Consider the following 19,027-nt stretch of genomic DNA (forward strand, 5'->3'; position numbering starts at 1 on the left):
GTTCCGCGTTCAGCGTTGCCGGGGCTGTGACTTTCAGCGTTGCCGGAGGTTCGCGCCGACCTCGTGCAGATGGCTCAACGCCTGCCCGTACGACGTGAGCAGCCGGGTCTGGAGATAGTCGACGCCGATCTCGGCGCAGTAGCGCTCCACGATCGGCTGGGCCCGGCGCAGGTTCGGCGCCGGCATGTGCGGGAACAGATGGTGCTCGATCTGGTAGTTGAGCTGGCCGAGCGCCACGTCGGTGAACAGGTTGCCGCGCACGTTGCGCGAGGTCAGCACCTGCTTGCGGAGGAAGTCGAGCTTGTCCTCCTTGGTCAGCACCGGCATGCCCTTGTGGTTGGGGGCGAACGTGCAGCCGAGGTAGAGCCCGAAGAGTCCCTGGTGCACGAGCAGGAAGAGCAGCGCCTTGCCGAACGGCAGGATGGTGAAGACCAGGCCGAAGTAGAGGACGAAGTGGGTGACCAGGAGCGTCAGCTCCAGGCGGCGGCGCTTGGCGGCCGGGTTGAGCAGCGCCTTGAAGCTGGCGATGTGCAGGTGCCAGGCTTCGAGCGTGAGCAGCGGGAAGAACCAGAAGGCTTGATATTTCGCGATAAATCGCGGCAAGCCATTGCTGTTCGCCGCCTGCTCCTGGGACCAGACGATCACGGCGGGGGAGACGTCGGGATCGTGGTCCTCGTGGTTGGGATTGGCGTGGTGGCGGTTGTGCTTGGTGTTCCACCAGCCCCAGCCGAGCCCCACGCCGAAGTTCCCGATGATCAGGCCGGCGATGTCGCTCGGCCGTCTGGTCCTGAAGACCTGCCGGTGCCCCAGGTCGTGGGCGAGAAAGCCGAGTTGCGTGAACACCACGGCCATCAGGACCGCGACGAGAAGTTGCAGCCAGGAGTCGCCCACCCAGGCGAACAACGCCCAGCAGCCGAGGTAGACGAGGGCCGCGATGGTCATGCGTACGGCGTAGTAGACGGGACGCCGGTCGAGCAGACCGGCCTCCGTGATGCGATGGGCTAGTCGGGCGAAGTCACTGCCTCGAGTGTCGATCGTGCCTGGACTGGCCACTGCTCTCCTTACCTCGCGGTGCAAGTTGCCCTAACCATGGCGTATCAGCCGCCAAACTGGAAGAACATCGAGTGACCGCGTGACCTACCCCACCGATCGGCCCGAGAACGTCAGCGCTCGACCGCCGCCGACGCGAGCGCGCTCAGCGCGTATTTCTCGGGCTCAGGCAGCGCCGGTCCCTCCCGCAGCGCCGCCTGCAATCTGTCGGGGCCCAGTGCCTGTTCGCACCGGCGGGTCAGGCGGCGTACGTACGGGTCGGCGGACTCGCCGATGCCGCGCAGCGCCCGCGCGGCGCCCAGCAGCCGGGCCGCCGGCCGTGGTTCCAGGTGCTCGGCCACGCCCTCCAGCACGGTGGCCCGCGCCGTCCGGTCGGAGCAGCCGGCCATCAGCTCCAGCGCCCGCCGCAGCGGCCCGGCCGGCGCACGGCTCACCCTGGCCAGCTCGACGTGCATGAACGCCCGGCACTGCGTGGACACCTCCGCCTCCATCGCCAGCGCCGCCTCCAGCAGCCGTGCCGCCTCATCGCGGTCACCTGTGCGTCGGGCCAGCTCGCCCCTGGCGTGCATGACCCGGGCCATGAAGCCCTGGTCCTCCGAGCGCACGGCGGCCGTCCAGGCCCGCGCCAGCGTCTCCGCCGCGCCCACGTGGTCGCCCGCCCTGACCTTGAGCTGCCCGAGCCGCAGCAGGAACGTCATCGGCCCCAGCGGCGTCTCCAGCCCCGACAGCTCGGCCGCCGCCCGCTCGGGCTCCTCGCCCAGCGCGACGGCCGCCGCGAAGTCGCCCCGGTTCTCCGCCACCAGCGACAGCCAGTAGAGCGCCGCCCACTGCCCCCACCGGTCGCCGGTGGCCCTGAACCCGGCCAGCGCCGGCTCCAGCAGATCCTCCGCACCGGCCACCGTCCCGTACTCGAACCGGACGATGCCGCCGACCAGCAGCGCCGTCGACCGGGTCCACGGGTCGGGATGCCCGCGCAGCTCGGTCACGCCCCGCTCGGTCAGCTCCACCACGTCCTCGGGCGGTTCCATCACGGTGGCCAGCGCCCACGCGTTCAGCGCGGCCGGATGGTCGGACGCGCGCACCGCCTCGTTCAGCCCGCCGCCCGTCGCCGCCAGGCACAGCCCGTACGCCAGCTCCCGTCCCGGCGGCGGCGTGTCGCCTACCCTGGCCAGCACCTCGGCGCTCCGCTCGGTGATCTCGCGGCGCCGGCCGCGCATGATCCACGGCCAGAAGCGCGGCAGCACGGCCCGCAGCGGGTCGTCGGTGTGGCGCAGCGCCGCGTCCAGATTGCCCTGCTCCGCGTCCAGCACGGCCAGCCAGGTGAGCTGCGCGCCGGTCCGCAGGTGCGGCTCCGCCGTCTCGGCCAGCTCGGTGTAGTAGCGGGCGTGGGCCCGGCGCAGTCCGGGGAGGTCGGCGGCGGCGTACCGCCTGATCGTCTCCAGCATCGTGTAGCGGTCGCCGGTGAACGCGATGAGCGACTTGTCCACCAGCGAGGAGAGCAGGTCGAGGTCACCGCCGCAGATCTTCGCGACGGCCTCGTACGTGGCGCCGCCGGAGAAGACCGTCAGGCCCCGTAGCAGCTCGCGTTCGCGCTCCGAGAGCAGGTTCCAGCTCCAGTCGATGACCGCGCGCAGCGTGCGGTGACGCGGCTCCGACGTGCGCCCGCCACGGAAGGCCAGCCGGTCGCCGAGCTGCTCCACCAGCACCGGGACCGGCATCGTGCGCAGGCGGGCGGCGGCCAGCTCGATGGCCAGCGGGATGCCGTCCAGCTCGCGGCAGATCCGCGCCGCGTCCGCGTCGTCCAGCCGCAGCCCCGGCCGGGCGGCGGCGGCCCGGTCCCTGAGCAGCTCCCGTGCCGGCTGCTCGGGCAGCGGGAGGACCTGGTGCAGGCGCTCGCCGGGGATGTCCAGCGGCTCCCTGCTGGTGGCCAGGATCCGCAGCCCCGCCACCTCGGACAGCAGCCACCGCGCCACCCGCGCGGCCTCGTCGATCAGGTGCTCGCAGTTGTCCAGCACGATCAGGGGCGCGCGGCCGCGCAGCGTCGGGACCAGGTCGGTGGTCCTGAACACCGCCTCCAACGCGGCCCGCACCCCGGTGACAGCGGCCAACTCGACCAACCACACACCACCAGGAACGCCCGGCCCCGCACCCGCCCTCGGTCCCGCGCCTGCTCCCAGTTCCGCGCCCGTTTCCAGCGACGCGGCCACCTCCACGGCCAGGCGTGTCTTTCCGGCGCCGCCGGGGCCCACCAGCGTGACCAGTCTGGCCGTGCCGAGTTGCCGGGTGACCTGGGCGACGTCCTCCGAGCGGCCGACGAAGCTCGTGAGCCGTGCGGGCAGGTTGCCGCCGGCGGCCGGCTCGTCGTCGCGCAGTGCCGCCAGGTGCGCCTCCCGCAGCTCGGGCCCGGGATCGACGCCCAGCTCCGTCGCCAGGGCCGTCCTGATCCGCTCGAACACGGTCAGCGCCCCGGCCCGCCTGCCGCCGGCGGTCAGGGCGCGCATGAGCAGGGCGTGGAACGGCTCCCGCAACGGATGCGCCGCCACCAGCCCTTCCAGCTCGGCCACCAGCCCATCCAGGCCGGTCACCGGCTCGGCCGCACCCTGATCACCGACGGCATAGAGGCCGGCGTCCGGAGAACGGTTCCGGCCGGTCACCCGGAGGGCGTCGAGGCCGGCGTCCGGGAAGCCGTTCCGGCCGGTGCTCTGCAGGGTGGTGAGGTCGGTGGCGATGCGGGTGGCCAGGGTCGTCAGCCGCAGTTCCTCCAGCCGCGCCGCCGGCCCCGCCGCGAACGGCAGCTCCGCCGCGTCGGCCAGCGCCGGGCCCCGCCACAGCGCCAGCGCCCGCCCAGCCTCGCCGTCGCGGGCCAGCCGTTCGAACGCCCACGCGTCCACCTCGCCGGGCGGCACGTCGAGCAGGTAACCGGCCGGATGGGAGGAGATCAGCCCGGGAGCCTCCCTGCGCGCCCTGGACACCAGCGACTGCAGCGCCGCCGTCGGATGCGCGGGCGCGTCGTCCGGCCACAGGTCGTCGATCAGGCGATCGGCGGTCACCACGCGGCCGGGGTCGAGCGCCAGCCGTACCAGCAGGACGCGTACCCGGGCGCCGCCGATCTCGCCGCCCGCCACCCGCAGGGGCCCCAGGATCCCGACCCGCATCCGCCCTCCACGACCGCACGCCGAGTCCACAGTAACCGCCACGCCACCACCCCGCCCCCGGCCGCCCCAGGCCCGCGCCCGCCCCGCCGGGGGCGGGCGTGTGCCCGCCTCAGCGGGAGACGGTCAGAGCCCGAGGCGCTCCCGTAGCAGCTCGACCGGCAGGTGCGGCACCGTGGCCTCGTGGAACACGGGCAGCCCCACGACCAGCTCCCCGTCCACCACCCGCAGTCCGTCCGGCGCGGAGTAGCCCCTGGTCTGGCGTGGTTCGATGGCGTAGTAGCCGCCGGTGCCGTAGTCGATCCGCACGCTCTCCAGCGACGGCCGCGCGCTGGCCAGGCACGCCCCCATGGGCAGGCCGAGCTCCGTCGGCGAGGTGAGCGCGTGGGCGTGACCGGCCACGACCAGCGCCGGCTCCAGGTGCGCCGTCAGCACCCGCTCGGCCATCAGGGCGTCCCGCTGCGACCAGTCGCCGGTGAACATGCCCCCGTCGAACAGCGTGATCGACAGTCCGGGGATGGCCTTGAGCATCGCGAGGTGCCCGGCGGTGACGCGCCCGTCGCCGAGCCACCACAGCGGGTGGTCCAGCCCCGTACCCTCGCTCAGATAGACGTCGAGCTGGTGCTTGAGGTCTCCGGGCCATTCGAGGGCCAGGTGGGTCAGCCCGAGCGCGCGCATGAGCGCGCCGATGATCAACGGGTTCTCCCTGACGCCGTGCACCTCGCCGAGCAGCAGCAGCCCCGACTCCTCGATCGAGCGCCTGGCGCGGTCGAGCGCGCCCTGCTCGGCCCGCAGTTCGTAGTCGTCCGTACGGAATTCGGCGACGGCCTTGAGCAGACCGTCCAGCGTGTCGACGCCTGGCATGCCTCCACATTCTTCGCCAGGCCCGCTCCGCGCAACAGCCGACCTAGGAGAACACCTTGGCCTTGAGCGCGGGGACGTGCTGCACCACCCGCAGGAACGTCTTGAACCCGGCCCGCGCCGCCCGGTTGTCCCCGATGAACTGCTCGGCCGAGCGCAGCGAGTCGCGCACGGCGGCGAAGCCGTACTCCCGCATCTCCGCCTCGTAGCGGGCGATGGCCGCGACGGGGTCGCCGCCGATGGTCAGGCCGGCGGTCAGAGCGGCGCAGAGCAGGCGCGCGTCGCGCAGCGCGGTGTTGGCGCCGATGCCGCGCATCGGCGTCATGCTGTGGATGGCGTCGCCGAGCAGGGTGATCGTGCTGGCCGGCCAGGGCTCGATCGGGATCGAGGTACGGATCGGCAGCAGCGTGACCGTGTCCGGGTGGGACAGGTCGACCAGCCTGCGCAGGTCGGGATGCCAGGACGCGATCATGTCCGCCACGGTGGCCTTGAGCTGCTCGCCCGTCATCCCGGAGAGGTTCGAGGGGAACCGTCCTGACGTCGCGCCGAACGCCCACAGGATGTAGCTGCCGGCGTTGTCCATCAGCGCGCCCTCCTGCTCGGTCCCGCCGATCCCGTCGTCGCGGGCGGTAGCCGCGCCCAGGTCGTGCGGGGCGGTGAAGAACCCCATCCCCTGGGGCGGGATCACGTTGTTGGGTCCTTCGACCAGCCGGGGCGTGAGCAGCTTCCTGGTCTCCGCCGTCAGCGGGAACTTGCCGGCCAGGGTGGTGATCCCGGTGTCCACCCGCTCGGCGTGCGGCAGGTACTGCTTGCGCACCCGGGAGTTGCCGCCGTCCGCGGCGACCACGATGTCGGCCGTCGCGTCGGTGCCGTCGGCGAAGAACAGCCGCACCCGCCCGTCTGGCAGCCGCTCGTAGCGCTCGTACGTCTTCCCGAACCGTACGACGTCGTCCAGGCCGGACAGCAGCACCTGCCTGAGCGTGATGCGGCTGACGGAGTGGTGGTCGTCGGCCGCGTCCGCGGCGGCCGGCGTCTCCAGCAGCGCCAGCGTGCGCAGCCGCTCGGTGAGGAAGCCGAAGTCCTGCCCGCCTCGTCCGGTGGTGTCCAGGAAGGCCTGCCACAGCGGTGCGGGCAGGCAGTCGTGCAGGGCGCGGGCGCCGTGCGGGTCGATGTGCACGCGGTAGCCCTGGAGCCGGTCGGACGGGGTCCGGTCGCGCTCGTAGACGGTCACGTCGAGCCCCGCCTTGCGCAGTCCTTGGGCCAGGCAGAGCCCGCCGACCCCGCCGCCGATGATCGCGATGTGCTTCGTCTGCGTCGTCATGCCTCCGACTATCAACCAAGCGGATGAAACTGTCAACCAAACAGATGGATGATAAGCTGGCGGGCATGAGGCGAGCACCGGAGGAGAGGCAGCGCGACCCCGAGCGCACGAAGGCCCGGATTCTGCAGGCGGCGCTGGAGGAGTTCGCGGCGAAGGGGTTCGCGGGGGCGCGGGTGAGCGAGATCGCGACCAGGGCCGGGGTGAACAAGCAGCTTATTTCGTACTATTTCGGCGGAAAGGAGGGGCTCTACCAGGCCCTCAACACCCGCTGGCAGGCCGAGGAGAGTGCCTTCGCCGACCCGTCGGCCTCACTCGGCGAGCTGGCCGCCTCCTACGTCCGCGCCAACGCCGACCGCCGCGACTACGGCCGGCTGATGCTCTGGCAGGGCCTCACCGACGACACGGCACCCGACCCGGCGTTCGTCGCCGATGTGCGGCGCGACCTGGAGCAGTTGCGCCGCCGCCAGGAGGCCGGCGAGTTCCCCGCCGACCTCGACCCGGGCGCGCTCCTGGTGGCGCTCTTCGCGATGGCGGCGGCGGGCATCTCGTTTCCCCGGCTCGTCCGCGCCGTCTGGGACCAGGACCCGGCCGCGCCCGAGGTCACCGACCACTACGCCCAGCAGATCGAGAAACTGGTCGCCCACCTGAGCCGGCCGCGCCCGTCAGCCGACCCGCCCGCCGCCGGCCCCTGAGTCCATCCTCAGGGGCAGCGCACGATCATGCCCGCGTAGGACAGGTTCCCGCCGAAGCCGAACAGCAACATCGGCGCACCCTTCGCCACCTCGCCCCGCTCCAGCAGCTTGGCCAGCGCCAGCGGCACGCTCGCGGCCGAGGTGTTGCCCGACTCGACCACGTCACGGGCGACGATCGCGTTCACCGCGCCGAGCTTCTGCGCGATGGGCTCGATGATGCGCAGGTTCGCCTGGTGCAGCACCACCGCCGCCAGTGCCTCCGGCCGTACGCCGCCGCGCTCGCACGCCCGCCGGGCGAGCTCGGGCAGCCGCGTGGTGGCCCAGCGGTAGACCGACTGGCCGTCCTGGGAGAAGCGGGTGGGCGTCCCCTCGATCCGTACGGCGGTCCCCAGCTCCGGCGCGGAACCCCACACGACGGGCCCGATCCCCGGCTCCTCGGCCGCGCCCACCGCGCTCACCACGGCGGCCCCGGCGCCGTCGCCGGTCAGCACGCACGTCGTCCGGTCGGTCCAGTCGGTCACGGCGGTCATCTTGTCCGCCCCCACGACCAGCGCGTTCGTCGCCGCGCCCGCGCGGATGGCGTGGTCGGCCTGGGCGAGGGCGTGCGTGAACCCGGAGCAGGAGACGCCGACGTCCATCAGCGCGGCCTCCGGCACGCCGAGCCGCCCCGCGACGTGGGAGGCGACGTTGGGGGCGCGTTCGGTCTGGGTGCAGGTGGCGATCAGCACGAGATCGATCGCGGACGGCTCCAGCCCGCTGCCGGCCAGCGCTTTGGCGGCGGCGTGCGTGGCCAGGTCCGCCACGCTCTCGCCGTCAGCGGCCACGTGCCTGGTACGGATCCCGACCCGCCTGGTGATCCACTCGTCGCTGGTGTCCACCATGGCCGCCAGATCATCATTCGTCAGGACTTTTGCCGGTTGATAGTGACCAGTCGCGACAAGCCGTGATCCATTCATATTGCGGACTATAGCAACCGACCGTTCGTACGCTAATCCACCGAGGCCCGCTACCCTGACCCCATGACCCCGCTCACCCACCGGCACACCGGCCGCAGGCAACCGCTGCCCGGAAGCGAGCTCGGATGAGCCCGCGCAGGTCCGTGGCCGAGGCCCTCGGCACGCGTGCGGCCATCCTCGACCGCTCGGTGGCCATCGCCTCCAACGACGGGCTCGAAGGGCTGACCATCGGCCGCCTCGCCGCCGAACTGGCCATGAGCAAGTCAGGCGTGCTCGGGCACTTCGGCTCCAAAGAAGCACTCCAGCTCGCGGTCCTGGGCCGCGCCGACGAGATCTTCCGCGCCGAGGTCTGGGAGCCCGCCCGCTCGGCCACGCCCGGCCTGACCCGGTTGCGGGTGCTCTGCGAGGCGTGGATCTCCTACCTGGAGCGTCAGGTCTTCCCCGGCGGTTGCTTCTTCACGGCCGCCGCGCACGAGTTCGACGGCCGTCCGGGCCCGGTGCGGGACGCGGTCGAGTCACGGTTCGACGCCTGGCGCGACCGTCTCGGCAAGGAGATCCGCAGAGCGGTGGCCGCGGGAGATCTCCCCGAGGACACGGAGCCCGGTCTCCTCGCCTTCGAACTCCTGGGCCTGGCCATGGCGCTCAACCACGCCGTCCAGCTCCACCGTGACCCCCGAGCCGCCACGTACGCCCGCCAGGCCATGCGAGCCCGCCTGGGCCACACTCCCACGCACTGAGCGCTGACTATCCTGCTCGCGTGGGCTACGAAGGTCACGAGGGCCAGGGCAGGCCGTCCGACGTGCTGGTTCGCTGTTCGCGGGACCCCGCGGTGGCGATCCGGCTCAGCGGGCGGCGGATCGACGACGACGAGACCGTCTTCTCCGTCGAGGCCACGGCCGATGGACTCGGCGGTCACGTCGAACTGGGCTGGAGCATGCGTCCCGGTCTCGGTATGGAAGCGACGTGGGAGGTCTCCGCGACCACCTGGATCGAGGCCGGGCAGCAACTGACCACCCTGGCCTCCGACGTCCGGGCCTTCCTCGCCCGGCCATGAAGGTCGGTGGGGGCCGCGAAACGGGCAGCGCGAAAACGGGCAGCGCGAAGACAGCCGGCGCGACAGTTGGGCAGCGTTGAGTGGTCCGTGCTGAAAGAGCCCGCGCCGGAAGAGCCCGCGCCGGAAGAGCCCGTGCCGGTGACGCCGGTCGGCGGGCTGGTGGCGCGGCCGGTTGCAGGTGGTGCCGGTCCGAGGAGAAGCGGTCGGGCGGGTCAGGCCGAGGAGAGCCGGTCGAACAGTTGCAGCGCCGCCTGCCTGACCTCCTCGGGCGAGAGCCCGTCCAGGGTCTTCCTGGCGTCGGAGATGTCACGGGTGGTGGCAAGCGTGATCGCCACCGACGAGGCGGCGGCGCGGTCGATCGATCCCGTCGGGGCGGCGTCGGCCAGTTCCTGGGCGCTCGCGGCGAGGTCGAGGTTGTCTCTCAACGGATCTCCTCGGGTGAAGACGGTTCGGCCCATTGCATCACTTGGCATCGTGCCGCATCCACCATTCGGTGAATTCCCGGCATCGCCCATCGGAAGCGAAGCGGATCACCCAGAGGTTGCTGTACGTCTTATCCGGATATGTCGTGACTCCTTGGATGACGCTCAGGTCGTCCGTCACGCACACCGGATGCCACTCGAAAGTGGCCTCGCCAGGTTTGTCCTGCCGTCCCAGCCATTGCGCGACGATCTCGTCACGCCCCTGCCAGGGCGAGCTGTACGGCTCGGTGTAATAGACCGCGTTCTCGGTGAACAGGGCGGCGATGTCGTCGGGATCGTTGGAGTTCCACGCCCGCACGTATCCCTCGATCCACGGAAGGGGCTCGACCATCGGTCTAACCTCTCAGCGGATCGTGTCCGACGGACATCAGCTCGCGTCGCGAGCCGTCGTCCGTACGGTCGCCCATGGTCTCGACGCGCTCCACGACCTGCCGCATCACGTCGAGGTCGACCTTGGTCAGGTCGCCCTTCCGCTTGCGCAGGACATGCAGAACGGCGCGCCCCAGCTCGTCGATGCCCAGATCCGGGTCAGGAGGGAACCCCTCCTCGTCGGACGCGTCGGCGAGCAGGTGGGCCCGAAGTTCCTCGGAGCTCATGTTGACCACACGATGGAACTCGTCCCACAACATGTCGGTGTCGAAACCCTCGAACCCTGCACTCATGCCAGGCCGCCTACCCGCCTGGCCGGGCCTTACGCACCTGAAACCCGCCCCGTGCGGCATTCGCGCGGCCACCGTACGTCCGTGTCCGCCGGGATTCGCACGGCCACCGTACGTCCGTGCCCGCCGAGATTCGCACAGCCGTCGTACGCCCCGTGCCCGCCGGGATTGGCGCGGCCGCCTTACGTCAGCCGGCCGCGCGGCTCAGCGGAGGCCGGCGGCGAGTTTGGTGACCGTGTCGGCGATGCGCCGCTGCCGGGTCTCCGGCTTCTTGGCGGCCTCGACGGCCAGCACGTAACGCCGCTTGCCCGAGTACGACAGGCTCTCGAAGAACGCCTTGGCCTCCGGCGCGGCGTCGAGCGCGTCCGCCAGGTCGGCGGGCACCTCGACCTCCCTCGGCGCGGTGTCGGCGGCCAGCTCCACCTCGACCTCGTCGCCCGCCGCCACCCCGGCGGCCTCCCGGTTCTCCGCGCTGAGCGGCAGCAGGAACCGGCCGCCCATCGAAGCCACCGTGCTGCGGTAGGTGTGGCCGTTGACCGTGACGGTCACGGGCGGCCGCTTGCCCGCGCCGAACTCCTCGACGACGGCGGCCGGGACCTCGAACCCCGTCGCGGTCTTGCCGTTCAGCTCGATCGTGGTGCGGAACCTCATCGGAAGAATCCCTCCAGTACGGGCGCCAGCGCCTCCGGCTTGACGATGTGGGTCTGCCCTTCGAGCGTGCGGTAGGTGGCCTCGGGCAGGTGCTCCGCCAGCGCGCGGGCCGCGTTCCTGATCCAGACCTGGCTCTTGCCGCCGTCCATGACCAGCGTGGGCACCTTGACCGAGGCCCAGTCGGCGGCGGGATAGGGCGCGCCGTGCTCGTACGGCGCGACGAACGCCGCGTCGTAGGGCAGCGTGTGCGCCAGCGCCTTGAGCGTGGACCAGGCGGGCATGAACCGCATCATGGCCACGACGAACCCGGGCAGCCCGACGCCCCTGCGCATGAAGTAACGCACCGCGTCGGCGCGCCGGTCGGCGGCGACCAGGTCGTCCAGCGTGCGCAGATAGTCATCGGGAATGGGTGGCCGGGTGGCGTCCACGATGAACGGCGGCTCGTACAGGGCCAGCCGCTCGACCGGGACCCCGCTGTCGGCGGCGGCCAGGGCGAGGGCGGCGCCGGACGAGGTGCCGTAGAGGCGCACGGGGCCGCCGGCCTCGGCGACGAGCGCGGCCAGGTCCTCGACCTCGCGCTCAGGAGCGAAGGGCATGGAGGGCAGGGTGTCGCCGCTCTCGCCCCGGCCGCGCCGGTCGTAGGTGTAGACGGTGAAGTGCGCGGCCAGGGCGGTGGCCAGGCCGGCGTTGATGCTCTGCGCGCGGTGGCTGAGCGCGCCGTCCACGAGGACGACCGCCGGGCCGGAGCCGGCGCGGGTGTAGGCGATGCGGGTGCCGTCCGCGGACGTGACGTTGCTCATGGTGTCGACAGTAGTTGCCGACAAAAAAATTTGTCAAGACCTGGCCGCCAGGTCACAATTCGCTGGATTTCCCATCTCATTTAGGTACGGGCGTACGCGAAGCAGGCATGTGGCACTCGGGTACATCTGGAGCCGTCTCGCGCGGGGGACGCCGGGACGGCTCCCGAAGGGCTTGACGCCGCGAAGGAGGGGGCGGCGCGTGTCCGGGCCAGGAGCCGCGGTCTGCCAGCCGCCGCCCCCGCCCCGGACACGCGCCGCGAGTTCCCGCGCCCGCCGGGGACGGCGTCCAGGAACCGAGAGCCGCGGTGCTGCGCGCCCGGAGGCTACGCGCCGGTGTGGGCGGGGCCGGTGCTGCCGCGAGGGGTGAGGATGGCGGCCTGGTCCTCGAAGGGGGGCACGCTCTCGCCGGCGATCAGCGCGAGCAGGCGCTGCGCCGCGTGCGCCCCGTACGCCGGGATGTCCCGGGTGAGCGCGGTCAGCGGCGGCCGGACGACCTGCGACAGCGGCGAATCGTCCCAGGCCACGATGGACAGGTCGCGCGGCACGTCCACCCGCATCTCCTGGGCCACCGACAGGCCCGCCACGGCCATGATGTCGTTGTCGTAGATGATGGCGGTGGGCCGGTCGGGCGAGCTGAGCAGCCGCCTGGTGGCCCGGGCGCCCTCCTCGCCGGTGTAGTCGGTGTGCACGATGACGTGCTCGACGGCGTGCTCGCCGATGCCCGCGCACGCCTGCGCGAACGCCTGGTCGCGGACGGTCGTGTGGACCAGCTCGGGCAGCCCGGCCACCCGGGCGATGCGCCGGTGGCCGAGCGCCACCAGGTAGCCGACGGTCTCGCGGACGGCCTCGCCGTCGTCGGACCAGACGGCCGACAGCGAGCCCGACTCCGACGGATGGCCGATGACCACGACCGGCATGCCGAGCCGCTCCAGCTCGCTCACCCGGGAGTCGGAGTAGTGCAGGTCGACGAGGAAGACGCCGTCGATGCGGCTCTCGCCCCACCAGTGCCGGTAGACCTCGCTCTCCTGCTGGTGGCTGGTGACCACCTGGAGCAGCAGCGCGTAGGAGCGGTCGGCGAGCACGCCCTCGATGCCGCTGATCAGCTCCATGAAGAAGGGTTCGACGCCCAGGATGCGGGCGGGCCGGCACAGCGCGAGGCCGACGCAGTTGGCGCGGGCGCCGTTGAGCGCCCTGGCCGCGCTGTTGGGACGCCAGCCGATCTCGTCGGCGATGGCGACGATCCTGGCCCGCGTCGCCTCCGACACCCCGGGCTGCCCGTTGAGCGCGTAGGAGACCGCGACCTTGGACACTCCAGCCCGGCTGGCGATGTCGGCGATGGTGGGGCGTTTCACCGTTTGATATTAACCGCTTAAGCCGTGTGCCAGGGTTTCGATTCCCGGGTCTCCTTGGCGGCCGGGGCCACGCGCAGGGCGTAGGTGGCCCGCTCCGCCCCTTCGACGGGGCCGAGATAGGTGTGCCCGGTCAGGTGGCACCACGCGGGCAGGTCCACGGGCGCGGCCGGATCGGCGGCGATCAGGTGGATCACCGCGCCGGGACCGGCCGCGCGCACGTGGGCGCGCAGTTCGAGGAGCAGCTGCACGCAGAGCTTGTCGCCCCCGTCGACCACGAGATCAGGCATACCTCTAGGAAATCACCCCTTGAGTCCCGTATGTGCCAGTCCTTCCACGAACTGCTTCTGCGCCACCACGAACACCACCAGCACCGGCAGCGCGGTCAGCGAGGCCGCGGCCAGCTGCACGTTCCACATCGGCCCGCCGTAGGCGTCCACGAACTGGGTCAGCGCCTGCGGCAGCGTGAACCGTTCCGGCGTGGACAGGAACACGATCGGCTCCAGGTAGAGGTTCCAGCTATGCAGGAACGTGAAGATGGCCACCGCGCCGACCGCCGGCCTGGCCAGCGGCAGCCCGATCCGCCAGAACGTGGCCAGCCGCCCCAGCCCGTCGACCGCCGCCGCCTCGTCCAGCTCCTTCGGCAGCGCCAGGAAGAACTGCCGCATGATGAACGTGGCCAGCACGCTCGGCGCGCCCAGGATCGGGATGAGGATCAGCGGCCAGTGCGTGTCGGTCAGCCCGGCCGAGTGGAACAGCCGGAACAACGGCACGATCGTGACCTCGCTGGGGATCAGCAGGCCGACCAGGATGACCAGGAACAACGCGTTCGAGCCGCGGAAGCGGATGCGCGCGAACGCCCATCCGGCCAGCGACGACACCGCCAACGTGCCGACGGTGACGACGGCGGCGATGTAGAGGCTGTTCCAGTACTGCTGGGCGAACGGCTGCAGCTCGAACACCTGCCGGTACGCCTCCAGCTGCGGCCGGCCGGGCAGCAGCGAGGGCGGGAAGGCGAAGATGTCGCTCACCGGCTTCAGCGACGAGGTGACCATCCACCAGGTCGGGAAGACGAAGGGCACGCACAGGACGCACAGCACGCCGTACAGGAGGGTCTTACGCCTCAAGGAACACCCACCTCCTGCGCATCCGCCACTGCAGCACGGTGAGGGCGAGCACGATCACGAAGAGCAGCACCGACAGCGTGGCGCCGTAACCGAAGTGGTGGAACTGGAAGGCCTGCTGGTAGAGGTAGTAGACCAGCACGGTCGTGGAGGTGCCAGGACCGCCCTGGGTGAGCACCGCGATCTGGGCGAACACCTGCAGCGACCCGGCCACCGTGATGATCGAGGTGAGCAGCACGGTCGGGCTGATCATGGGCAGCGTGATCCGGGCGAACCTGGTCCACGCCCCGGCCCCGTCCATCCTGGCGGCCTCGTACAGCTCCTTGGGCACGCCCTGCAGCGCGGCCAGGAACAGCACCATGTTGAGCCCGACGTTCTTGAACACCTGGACGCCGATCACGGACACCATCGCCCCCGTCCCTGTACGCAGCCAGTTGGGCCCCTCGACGCCCACGGTCTGGAGCAGGGCGTTGACGCCGCCGTTCGACTGGAGCAGGAAGCCCCACACGATCGTCCAGGCGACCAGCGAGACCACCACCGGCGAGAAGAACAGCGTCCTGAACACCACCGTGCCGCGCAGCCGCTGGTTGAGCAGCACCGCCAGCAGCATGGCCAGCGACAGGTTGAACACCACCAGACCGACGGAGAACAGCGCGGTGGCGCCCAGCACCTTGGGCACGTTGGGGTCGGCGAGCAGCTGCCGGTAGTTCTCGCCGCCGACGAACTCGAACGTGTCGGCCAGCACGTTCCACTCGTGCAGGCTGTAGTAGAGCACCAGGCCGAGCGGGAGGAAGACGAACAGCAGGCTCCCGAGCAGCTGGGGGGCCACGAAGGCGTACCCCACCAGGTGGTCCCTGCGGCTCGCCGTCCACCACGTCGTACGGTCGGGCATCACTTGGCCAGCATCGGCTGGATCGCGGTGCACACCCCGGCCAGCGTCTTCGTCACGTCCGCGCCCGGCTGCCAGAGCTGGTCGAGCTGGGCCCGCACGGTCTGCGCCAGCTCGGCCTGCCCGGCGTGGCTGGGCTTGACCCGGCCGGTGGAGATGCCGTCGATGACGACCTGCTGGAGCTGCTCGGGCTTGAGCAGCGGGTTGCTCTTGCCCAGGCTTTCGGCGGTGAGCAGCTGGGTGCGCGGCGGCGGGAAGTACTGGCCGAGCTTGGCGGAGTTGTCGGGGTTGGAGAGGAACGACAGGAAGTCGGCGGCCTTGGCGGCGTTCGGGCTCTTCTTGATGACGCCGATGCCGGCCTGGCCGATGACGCTGTAGGCGCCCTTCGGGCCGGTGGGCAGCGGGATCAGGTCCCACTTGAAGGTGGCGTCCTTGAGCAGCGAGGCGCGCGAGATCTGGGTGATCGTCATCCCGGCCTCACCGGCGAAGAAGTCGGCGGTGGTGCCGGGCGCGGGCAGCGCCTTGTCGGTGAAGATCGCCTTGTGCAGGAAGGTCATCGCCTCGACCATCTCCGGCTTGGCGAAGCCGCAGGTCTTGCCGTCCTCGCTCCACGCCTCGGCGCCCCAGCCGCCCCACACGGTGGCCAGGTTGTCCCAGCCCTTGTAGTCGAAGTCGCGCACCACCAGGCCGGCCTTGCCGCTCTCCTTGTTCACGGCGGCGGCCGCCGCGACGGCCTGCTCCCACGTCCAGCCCGCCTTGGGCGGCTTCTGCCCGGCCTGCTTCAGCAGGTCGAGGTTGACGAAGACACCGAAGGGCGAGGTGGAGAACGGGTAGGCGTAGAGCTTGCCCTCCTGCTGCCACAGCTTCGTCGTTGCGGGCGCGAGCTGCTCCGGCTGGACCAGGTTGTCCAGCGGCGCGAGGGCGCCGGAGCCGACGAAGTCGGGCGCGGAGTTCTCCAGGATCCAGGCCAGGTCGGGGGCGTTGCCGCCGGCGATCTGCGTGGTCAGGGTCGTCGTGTAGTTCTCGATCGGCAGCGTGTCGAACTTGATCGCCGCCACGTCCTGGTGCGTCTTCTTGTACTCGTCGGCGATCGAGTTGAGCAGGGACAGGTGTTCGGCGTTGCCGGTCCAGATCGTCATTCGCAGCGTGGCGGGGCCGGTGGCGGCGGGCTCGGCGCCCGAGCCACAGGCGGTCAGGACGAGCAGTCCCGCAAGCCCGGCGGCGGCCATGGTGATGCGCATCGGCGCTCCTAACAAAGGGGGGATCAGTAGCCGGACACGTCCGGCCAGTGGAGTTCGACGCCCTGCTCCTCCAGGCGTTCCTGGAAGTCGGCGAGCAGGGCGGGGTCGGCCCGCACGGCGTGCGGGGCCGTGGACCGGTCGAGGCAGAACGCGGCCAGCGCGCCCGCGGCCTCCCCGATGTTCCACTCGACCGGGTGCAGGCGGTAGCAGCCGTTGGTGATGTGGGTGGTGGCCAGGTTCTTGCCGGCGGGCAGCAGGTTGTGCACGCGGCGGGGGAGCAGCGCGCCGAGGGGCAGCTCGAACGGGCTGCTCGGCACGTCCAGGTAGTTGTCGCCGCCGGTCGAGGGGTGCAGGTCGATCCGGTACATGCCGATGCCGACCGAGTCGGCGTAGCGGGCGGCGCCCTTGTCGCCGCGCACGGCCATCGACAGGTCCTGCTCGACGATCGTGTACTCGCCCAGGATCCGGCGCGACTCCCGTACGTACGGGGCCTGGGCCAGGCCGTCGGCCGAGCCCGTCACGTCGCCGCGCAGCCGCAGCCCCGGCCACCCGGTGCCGCCGTCGGGGCGGGGCGCCTCGGTCTGCAGCCAGTAGAGCACCGACCTCGACAGCTCGCGCGCCGCCGCCAGATGCTCGGCCGCGTCGGGCACGTCGATGACCGGGCCCTCCATGTAGTCGATCATCGGCCAGTTGACCAGGGTGATGTCGCTGGCGTACGCGCCCGGCGCGAACAGGTCGCGGGCGGCGATCCTGCGGAAGGTCCACAGGTTGCCGTCGCCGGGGTTGCGCCGCTGGTCGGCGCGGACCCGCAGCGCGTCGTCGCCGGGGTTGGGGGTGAAGGAACGCTCGGAGATCTCCAGCGTGCGCGGGTTGGGGCTGCGCCAGCCGAGCATCGGCCCGCCCCAGAACTCCGGCTGGTACGCCCGCCAGAAGTCGTAGCGCTCCGGCCGGTCGATCGTGTGGTCGCCGTCCACGTGGTCGAGGGCGAAACAGACGGACACGGCCTGCATGTTCATCGGCTGGGCGGTGGCGGGGGCGCTGGGCTCGCCGGTGTCGGCCTGCGACTCGAAGCCGGTGACGTACTCGGTGCCGGTGAGCGGCAGCAGCTCGCCGGTCTCGGTGGCGTCCAGCATGTACGGCGCGGCGACCCAGATCTCGTCGCCGGGATCGTCGCGGTGCGCCAGCCGCACGGCCGTCACCCGGTCGCCGTCGACCTCCGCCCCGACCGGCCGGTACGGCTGCAGCACGGTCAGCCGCCCGCCGCCCCGGTAGGGGGCCAGCATGGCCTCCAGCACCGCCACCGCCACCCGCGGCTCGTGACAGAGCGGGCTCACGTGGCCCGCGCCGGGATTGAGCTCACCCCATGCGCGGGCGGCCTCGGTCAGCGGGTAGTGACGCCGGTAGTAGTCGCGGATGCCGTCGCGCAGCGCCCGGTAACTCGCGGTCACGCCGAACCGCTCGACCCACGTGTGCTCGTCCGGCGGGACGGCCTGGCTGGTCAGCTGGCCGCCGAGCCAGTCGTACTCCTCGGTCAGCACCACCTTCCGGCCGGCCCGCAGGGCGGCCAGCGCCGCGGCGACCCCTCCGAGGCCGCCCCCGACGATCAGCACCTCGGTGCTCGACTCGCGCAAATCCGGTCCTTTCATCTGCGTACGGGCGCCAGCGTGGCGCCCTCGGTGTACTCGCACGGCAGCAGCCGCTGGACGGGTGAACCGCCCTCGACCAGCTCGGTCAGGTCCTCCACCGCCTGGCGTCCCATCTCCCTGCGCGGGATGCGGAAGCCGGTGAAGTCGACGTCGGTGGGCGCGGGCCGGGTCGGATCGCCCAGCGTGAGCACCGACAGGTCGCCGGGGACGGAGACGCCGCGCCGGCCCAGCACGTCGGTCAGGGCGACGCCGTCGGCATACTCCTCGGCCAGCACCGCCGTCACGCCCGCGGCCAGCACCCGCTCGGCCATCTCCGCGGGTTCGCCCGGGTCGAGCCGCAGCGGCTCGGGCACGGACTCGGCGTAGCCGCGGTAGCGGTCCACGTACGACTCGGGGCCGCGGCCGTGGCCGAGATAGGCGACGCGCTCGTGGCCCATCGCCCGCGTCCGCGCGACCAGCTCGCCGACGGCGGCCGGATAGTCGGCACCGACGTACGGCACCGTGCCGCCCGCGTCGTCGCGGCGGCCCACCGACACGAACGGGTAGTCCTCGGCCACCAGCCTGGCCAGGTCCTCGCGGTCCAGCTCGCGGCCCAGCAGCACGCACCCGTCGGCCAGCCGGAGCCGGTGGTCCTGGTGGTAGACGCGCTTGCGCCCGTCGACCGTGGGCGCGCTGGTGAACAGCAGCAGGTCGCAGCCGCGCTGCTCCGCGCACTCCTCGATGCCGATCAGGAACGGGTGGAAGAAGTCGCCGGTCGCGCTGGGGAAGACGGGCTCGTAGGTGAAGACGCCGAGGATGCGGTTGCGCCCTGCCGCCAGCCTGCGGGCCGCCGGGTCGGCGACGTAGCCGGTCTCCTGGATCACCCGCAGCACGCGGTCCCGGGTCTCGGCGGGGATGCGGGACTCGGCGTCGGCGCGGTTGTTGAGCACCAGGGAGACGGTGGTCTGGCTGACACCGGCCAGCCGGGCGATGTCGCGCTGGGTCAGGCGTCGTGACGGGACTGGGGGAGGCATGCGGTGATCCTAGCTAATGCGCATTAGCGCGGGGCGATGCCTGGAATTGTTCGCTGCGCGGCCGCATGGTGTCAAGAGTTCCCGCAG

20 protein-coding genes are annotated in these 19,027 nt (G+C 71.6%); 3 read left to right on the forward strand and 17 right to left on the reverse strand.

Going from position 1 to position 19,027, the window contains the following annotated elements; translation table 11 throughout:
- Positions 1-33: 33 nt before the first annotated feature.
- The 4 genes from B0I32_RS46570 to B0I32_RS46585 form a co-directional block, all read right to left on the reverse strand.
- Positions 34-1,053 carry a fatty acid desaturase family protein gene (locus B0I32_RS46570; protein ID WP_106250705.1) on the reverse strand — a complete coding sequence of 340 codons (1,020 nt, stop codon included), beginning with the start codon at positions 1,051-1,053 and terminating at the stop codon, positions 34-36.
- Positions 1,054-1,163: 110 nt separating this feature from the next.
- Positions 1,164-4,205, reverse strand: a complete 3,042-nt coding sequence (locus B0I32_RS58375; protein ID WP_106250707.1) for an AfsR/SARP family transcriptional regulator — start codon at positions 4,203-4,205, stop codon at positions 1,164-1,166.
- 123 nt (positions 4,206-4,328) lie between these two features.
- On the reverse strand, positions 4,329-5,066 hold the full coding sequence (locus B0I32_RS46580; protein ID WP_106250709.1) for a hypothetical protein: 738 nt from the start codon (positions 5,064-5,066) through the stop codon (positions 4,329-4,331).
- A 43-nt stretch (positions 5,067-5,109) separates the two neighbouring features.
- A complete protein-coding gene (locus B0I32_RS46585; protein ID WP_106250711.1) occupies positions 5,110-6,384 on the reverse strand; it encodes an FAD-dependent oxidoreductase in 1,275 nt (424 codons plus the stop codon).
- Between the two features lie 65 nt (positions 6,385-6,449).
- On the opposite strand from B0I32_RS46585, the gene B0I32_RS46590 reads away from it, so the two are divergent.
- A complete protein-coding gene (locus B0I32_RS46590; RefSeq protein WP_219912356.1) occupies positions 6,450-7,076 on the forward strand; it encodes a TetR/AcrR family transcriptional regulator in 627 nt (208 codons plus the stop codon).
- A gap of 8 nt (positions 7,077-7,084) precedes the next feature.
- Here the strand turns inward: B0I32_RS46590 and B0I32_RS46595 are convergent, their stop codons facing one another.
- The gene (locus tag B0I32_RS46595; RefSeq protein ID WP_106250715.1) at positions 7,085-8,032 is read right to left on the reverse strand and encodes a beta-ketoacyl-ACP synthase III; all 948 of its coding nucleotides are present in this window, start codon (positions 8,030-8,032) and stop codon (positions 7,085-7,087) included.
- Positions 8,033-8,157: 125 nt separating this feature from the next.
- Here B0I32_RS46595 and B0I32_RS46600 point away from each other — a divergent pair, with 125 nt between their 5' ends.
- On the forward strand, positions 8,158-8,769 hold the full coding sequence (locus tag B0I32_RS46600; protein ID WP_106250717.1) for a TetR/AcrR family transcriptional regulator: 612 nt from the start codon (positions 8,158-8,160) through the stop codon (positions 8,767-8,769).
- A 20-nt stretch (positions 8,770-8,789) separates the two neighbouring features.
- A complete protein-coding gene (locus B0I32_RS46605; RefSeq protein ID WP_106250718.1) occupies positions 8,790-9,086 on the forward strand; it encodes a DUF6228 family protein in 297 nt (98 codons plus the stop codon).
- A gap of 212 nt (positions 9,087-9,298) precedes the next feature.
- Here B0I32_RS46605 and B0I32_RS46610 read toward each other — a convergent pair whose 3' ends face one another.
- The 12 genes from B0I32_RS46610 to B0I32_RS46665 form a co-directional block, all read right to left on the reverse strand.
- Positions 9,299-9,511, reverse strand: a complete 213-nt coding sequence (locus tag B0I32_RS46610) for a hypothetical protein (RefSeq protein WP_106250720.1) — start codon at positions 9,509-9,511, stop codon at positions 9,299-9,301.
- Between the two features lie 37 nt (positions 9,512-9,548).
- Positions 9,549-9,899, reverse strand: coding sequence for a nuclear transport factor 2 family protein (locus tag B0I32_RS46615; RefSeq protein WP_106250722.1), 351 nt, complete (start codon positions 9,897-9,899; stop codon positions 9,549-9,551).
- Positions 9,900-9,903: 4 nt separating this feature from the next.
- Positions 9,904-10,230: a DUF3140 domain-containing protein gene (locus B0I32_RS46620; protein WP_106250724.1), complete on the reverse strand. Its 327-nt coding sequence runs from the start codon at positions 10,228-10,230 to the stop codon at positions 9,904-9,906.
- A 201-nt stretch (positions 10,231-10,431) separates the two neighbouring features.
- Complete coding sequence (locus B0I32_RS46625; protein WP_106250725.1) at positions 10,432-10,878, reverse strand: YdeI/OmpD-associated family protein; 447 nt, start codon at positions 10,876-10,878, stop codon at positions 10,432-10,434.
- Positions 10,875-11,678 carry an alpha/beta fold hydrolase gene (locus B0I32_RS46630; protein ID WP_106250727.1) on the reverse strand — a complete coding sequence of 268 codons (804 nt, stop codon included), beginning with the start codon at positions 11,676-11,678 and terminating at the stop codon, positions 10,875-10,877. The genes B0I32_RS46625 and B0I32_RS46630 overlap by 4 nt, the downstream gene beginning before the upstream one ends.
- Positions 11,679-12,001: 323 nt before the next feature.
- Positions 12,002-13,030, reverse strand: coding sequence for a LacI family DNA-binding transcriptional regulator (locus B0I32_RS46635; protein ID WP_106250729.1), 1,029 nt, complete (start codon positions 13,028-13,030; stop codon positions 12,002-12,004).
- Between the two features lie 17 nt (positions 13,031-13,047).
- On the reverse strand, positions 13,048-13,317 hold the full coding sequence (locus B0I32_RS46640) for a sulfurtransferase TusA family protein (protein WP_106250730.1): 270 nt from the start codon (positions 13,315-13,317) through the stop codon (positions 13,048-13,050).
- A gap of 12 nt (positions 13,318-13,329) precedes the next feature.
- Complete coding sequence (locus tag B0I32_RS46645) at positions 13,330-14,154, reverse strand: carbohydrate ABC transporter permease (protein WP_219912357.1); 825 nt, start codon at positions 14,152-14,154, stop codon at positions 13,330-13,332.
- Entirely contained in the window at positions 14,144-15,043 is a 900-nt protein-coding gene (locus tag B0I32_RS46650; protein WP_106250732.1) for a carbohydrate ABC transporter permease, read from the reverse strand. Before B0I32_RS46650 ends, B0I32_RS46645 begins: the two co-directional genes overlap by 11 nt.
- Positions 15,043-16,281 carry an ABC transporter substrate-binding protein gene (locus B0I32_RS46655; protein ID WP_106250734.1) on the reverse strand — a complete coding sequence of 413 codons (1,239 nt, stop codon included), beginning with the start codon at positions 16,279-16,281 and terminating at the stop codon, positions 15,043-15,045. Before B0I32_RS46655 ends, B0I32_RS46650 begins: the two co-directional genes overlap by 1 nt.
- A 23-nt stretch (positions 16,282-16,304) precedes the next feature.
- Positions 16,305-17,912 carry an FAD-dependent oxidoreductase gene (locus tag B0I32_RS46660; protein WP_219912359.1) on the reverse strand — a complete coding sequence of 536 codons (1,608 nt, stop codon included), beginning with the start codon at positions 17,910-17,912 and terminating at the stop codon, positions 16,305-16,307.
- Between the two features lie 11 nt (positions 17,913-17,923).
- Positions 17,924-18,940, reverse strand: a complete 1,017-nt coding sequence (locus tag B0I32_RS46665) for a LacI family DNA-binding transcriptional regulator (RefSeq protein WP_106250737.1) — start codon at positions 18,938-18,940, stop codon at positions 17,924-17,926.
- Between the last annotated feature and the right edge of the window lie 87 nt (positions 18,941-19,027).

Origin of the sequence: Nonomuraea fuscirosea (genome assembly GCF_003001935.1) — a bacterium.
In the GTDB taxonomy this organism is placed as follows: Bacteria; Actinomycetota; Actinomycetes; order Streptosporangiales; family Streptosporangiaceae; genus Nonomuraea; species Nonomuraea fuscirosea.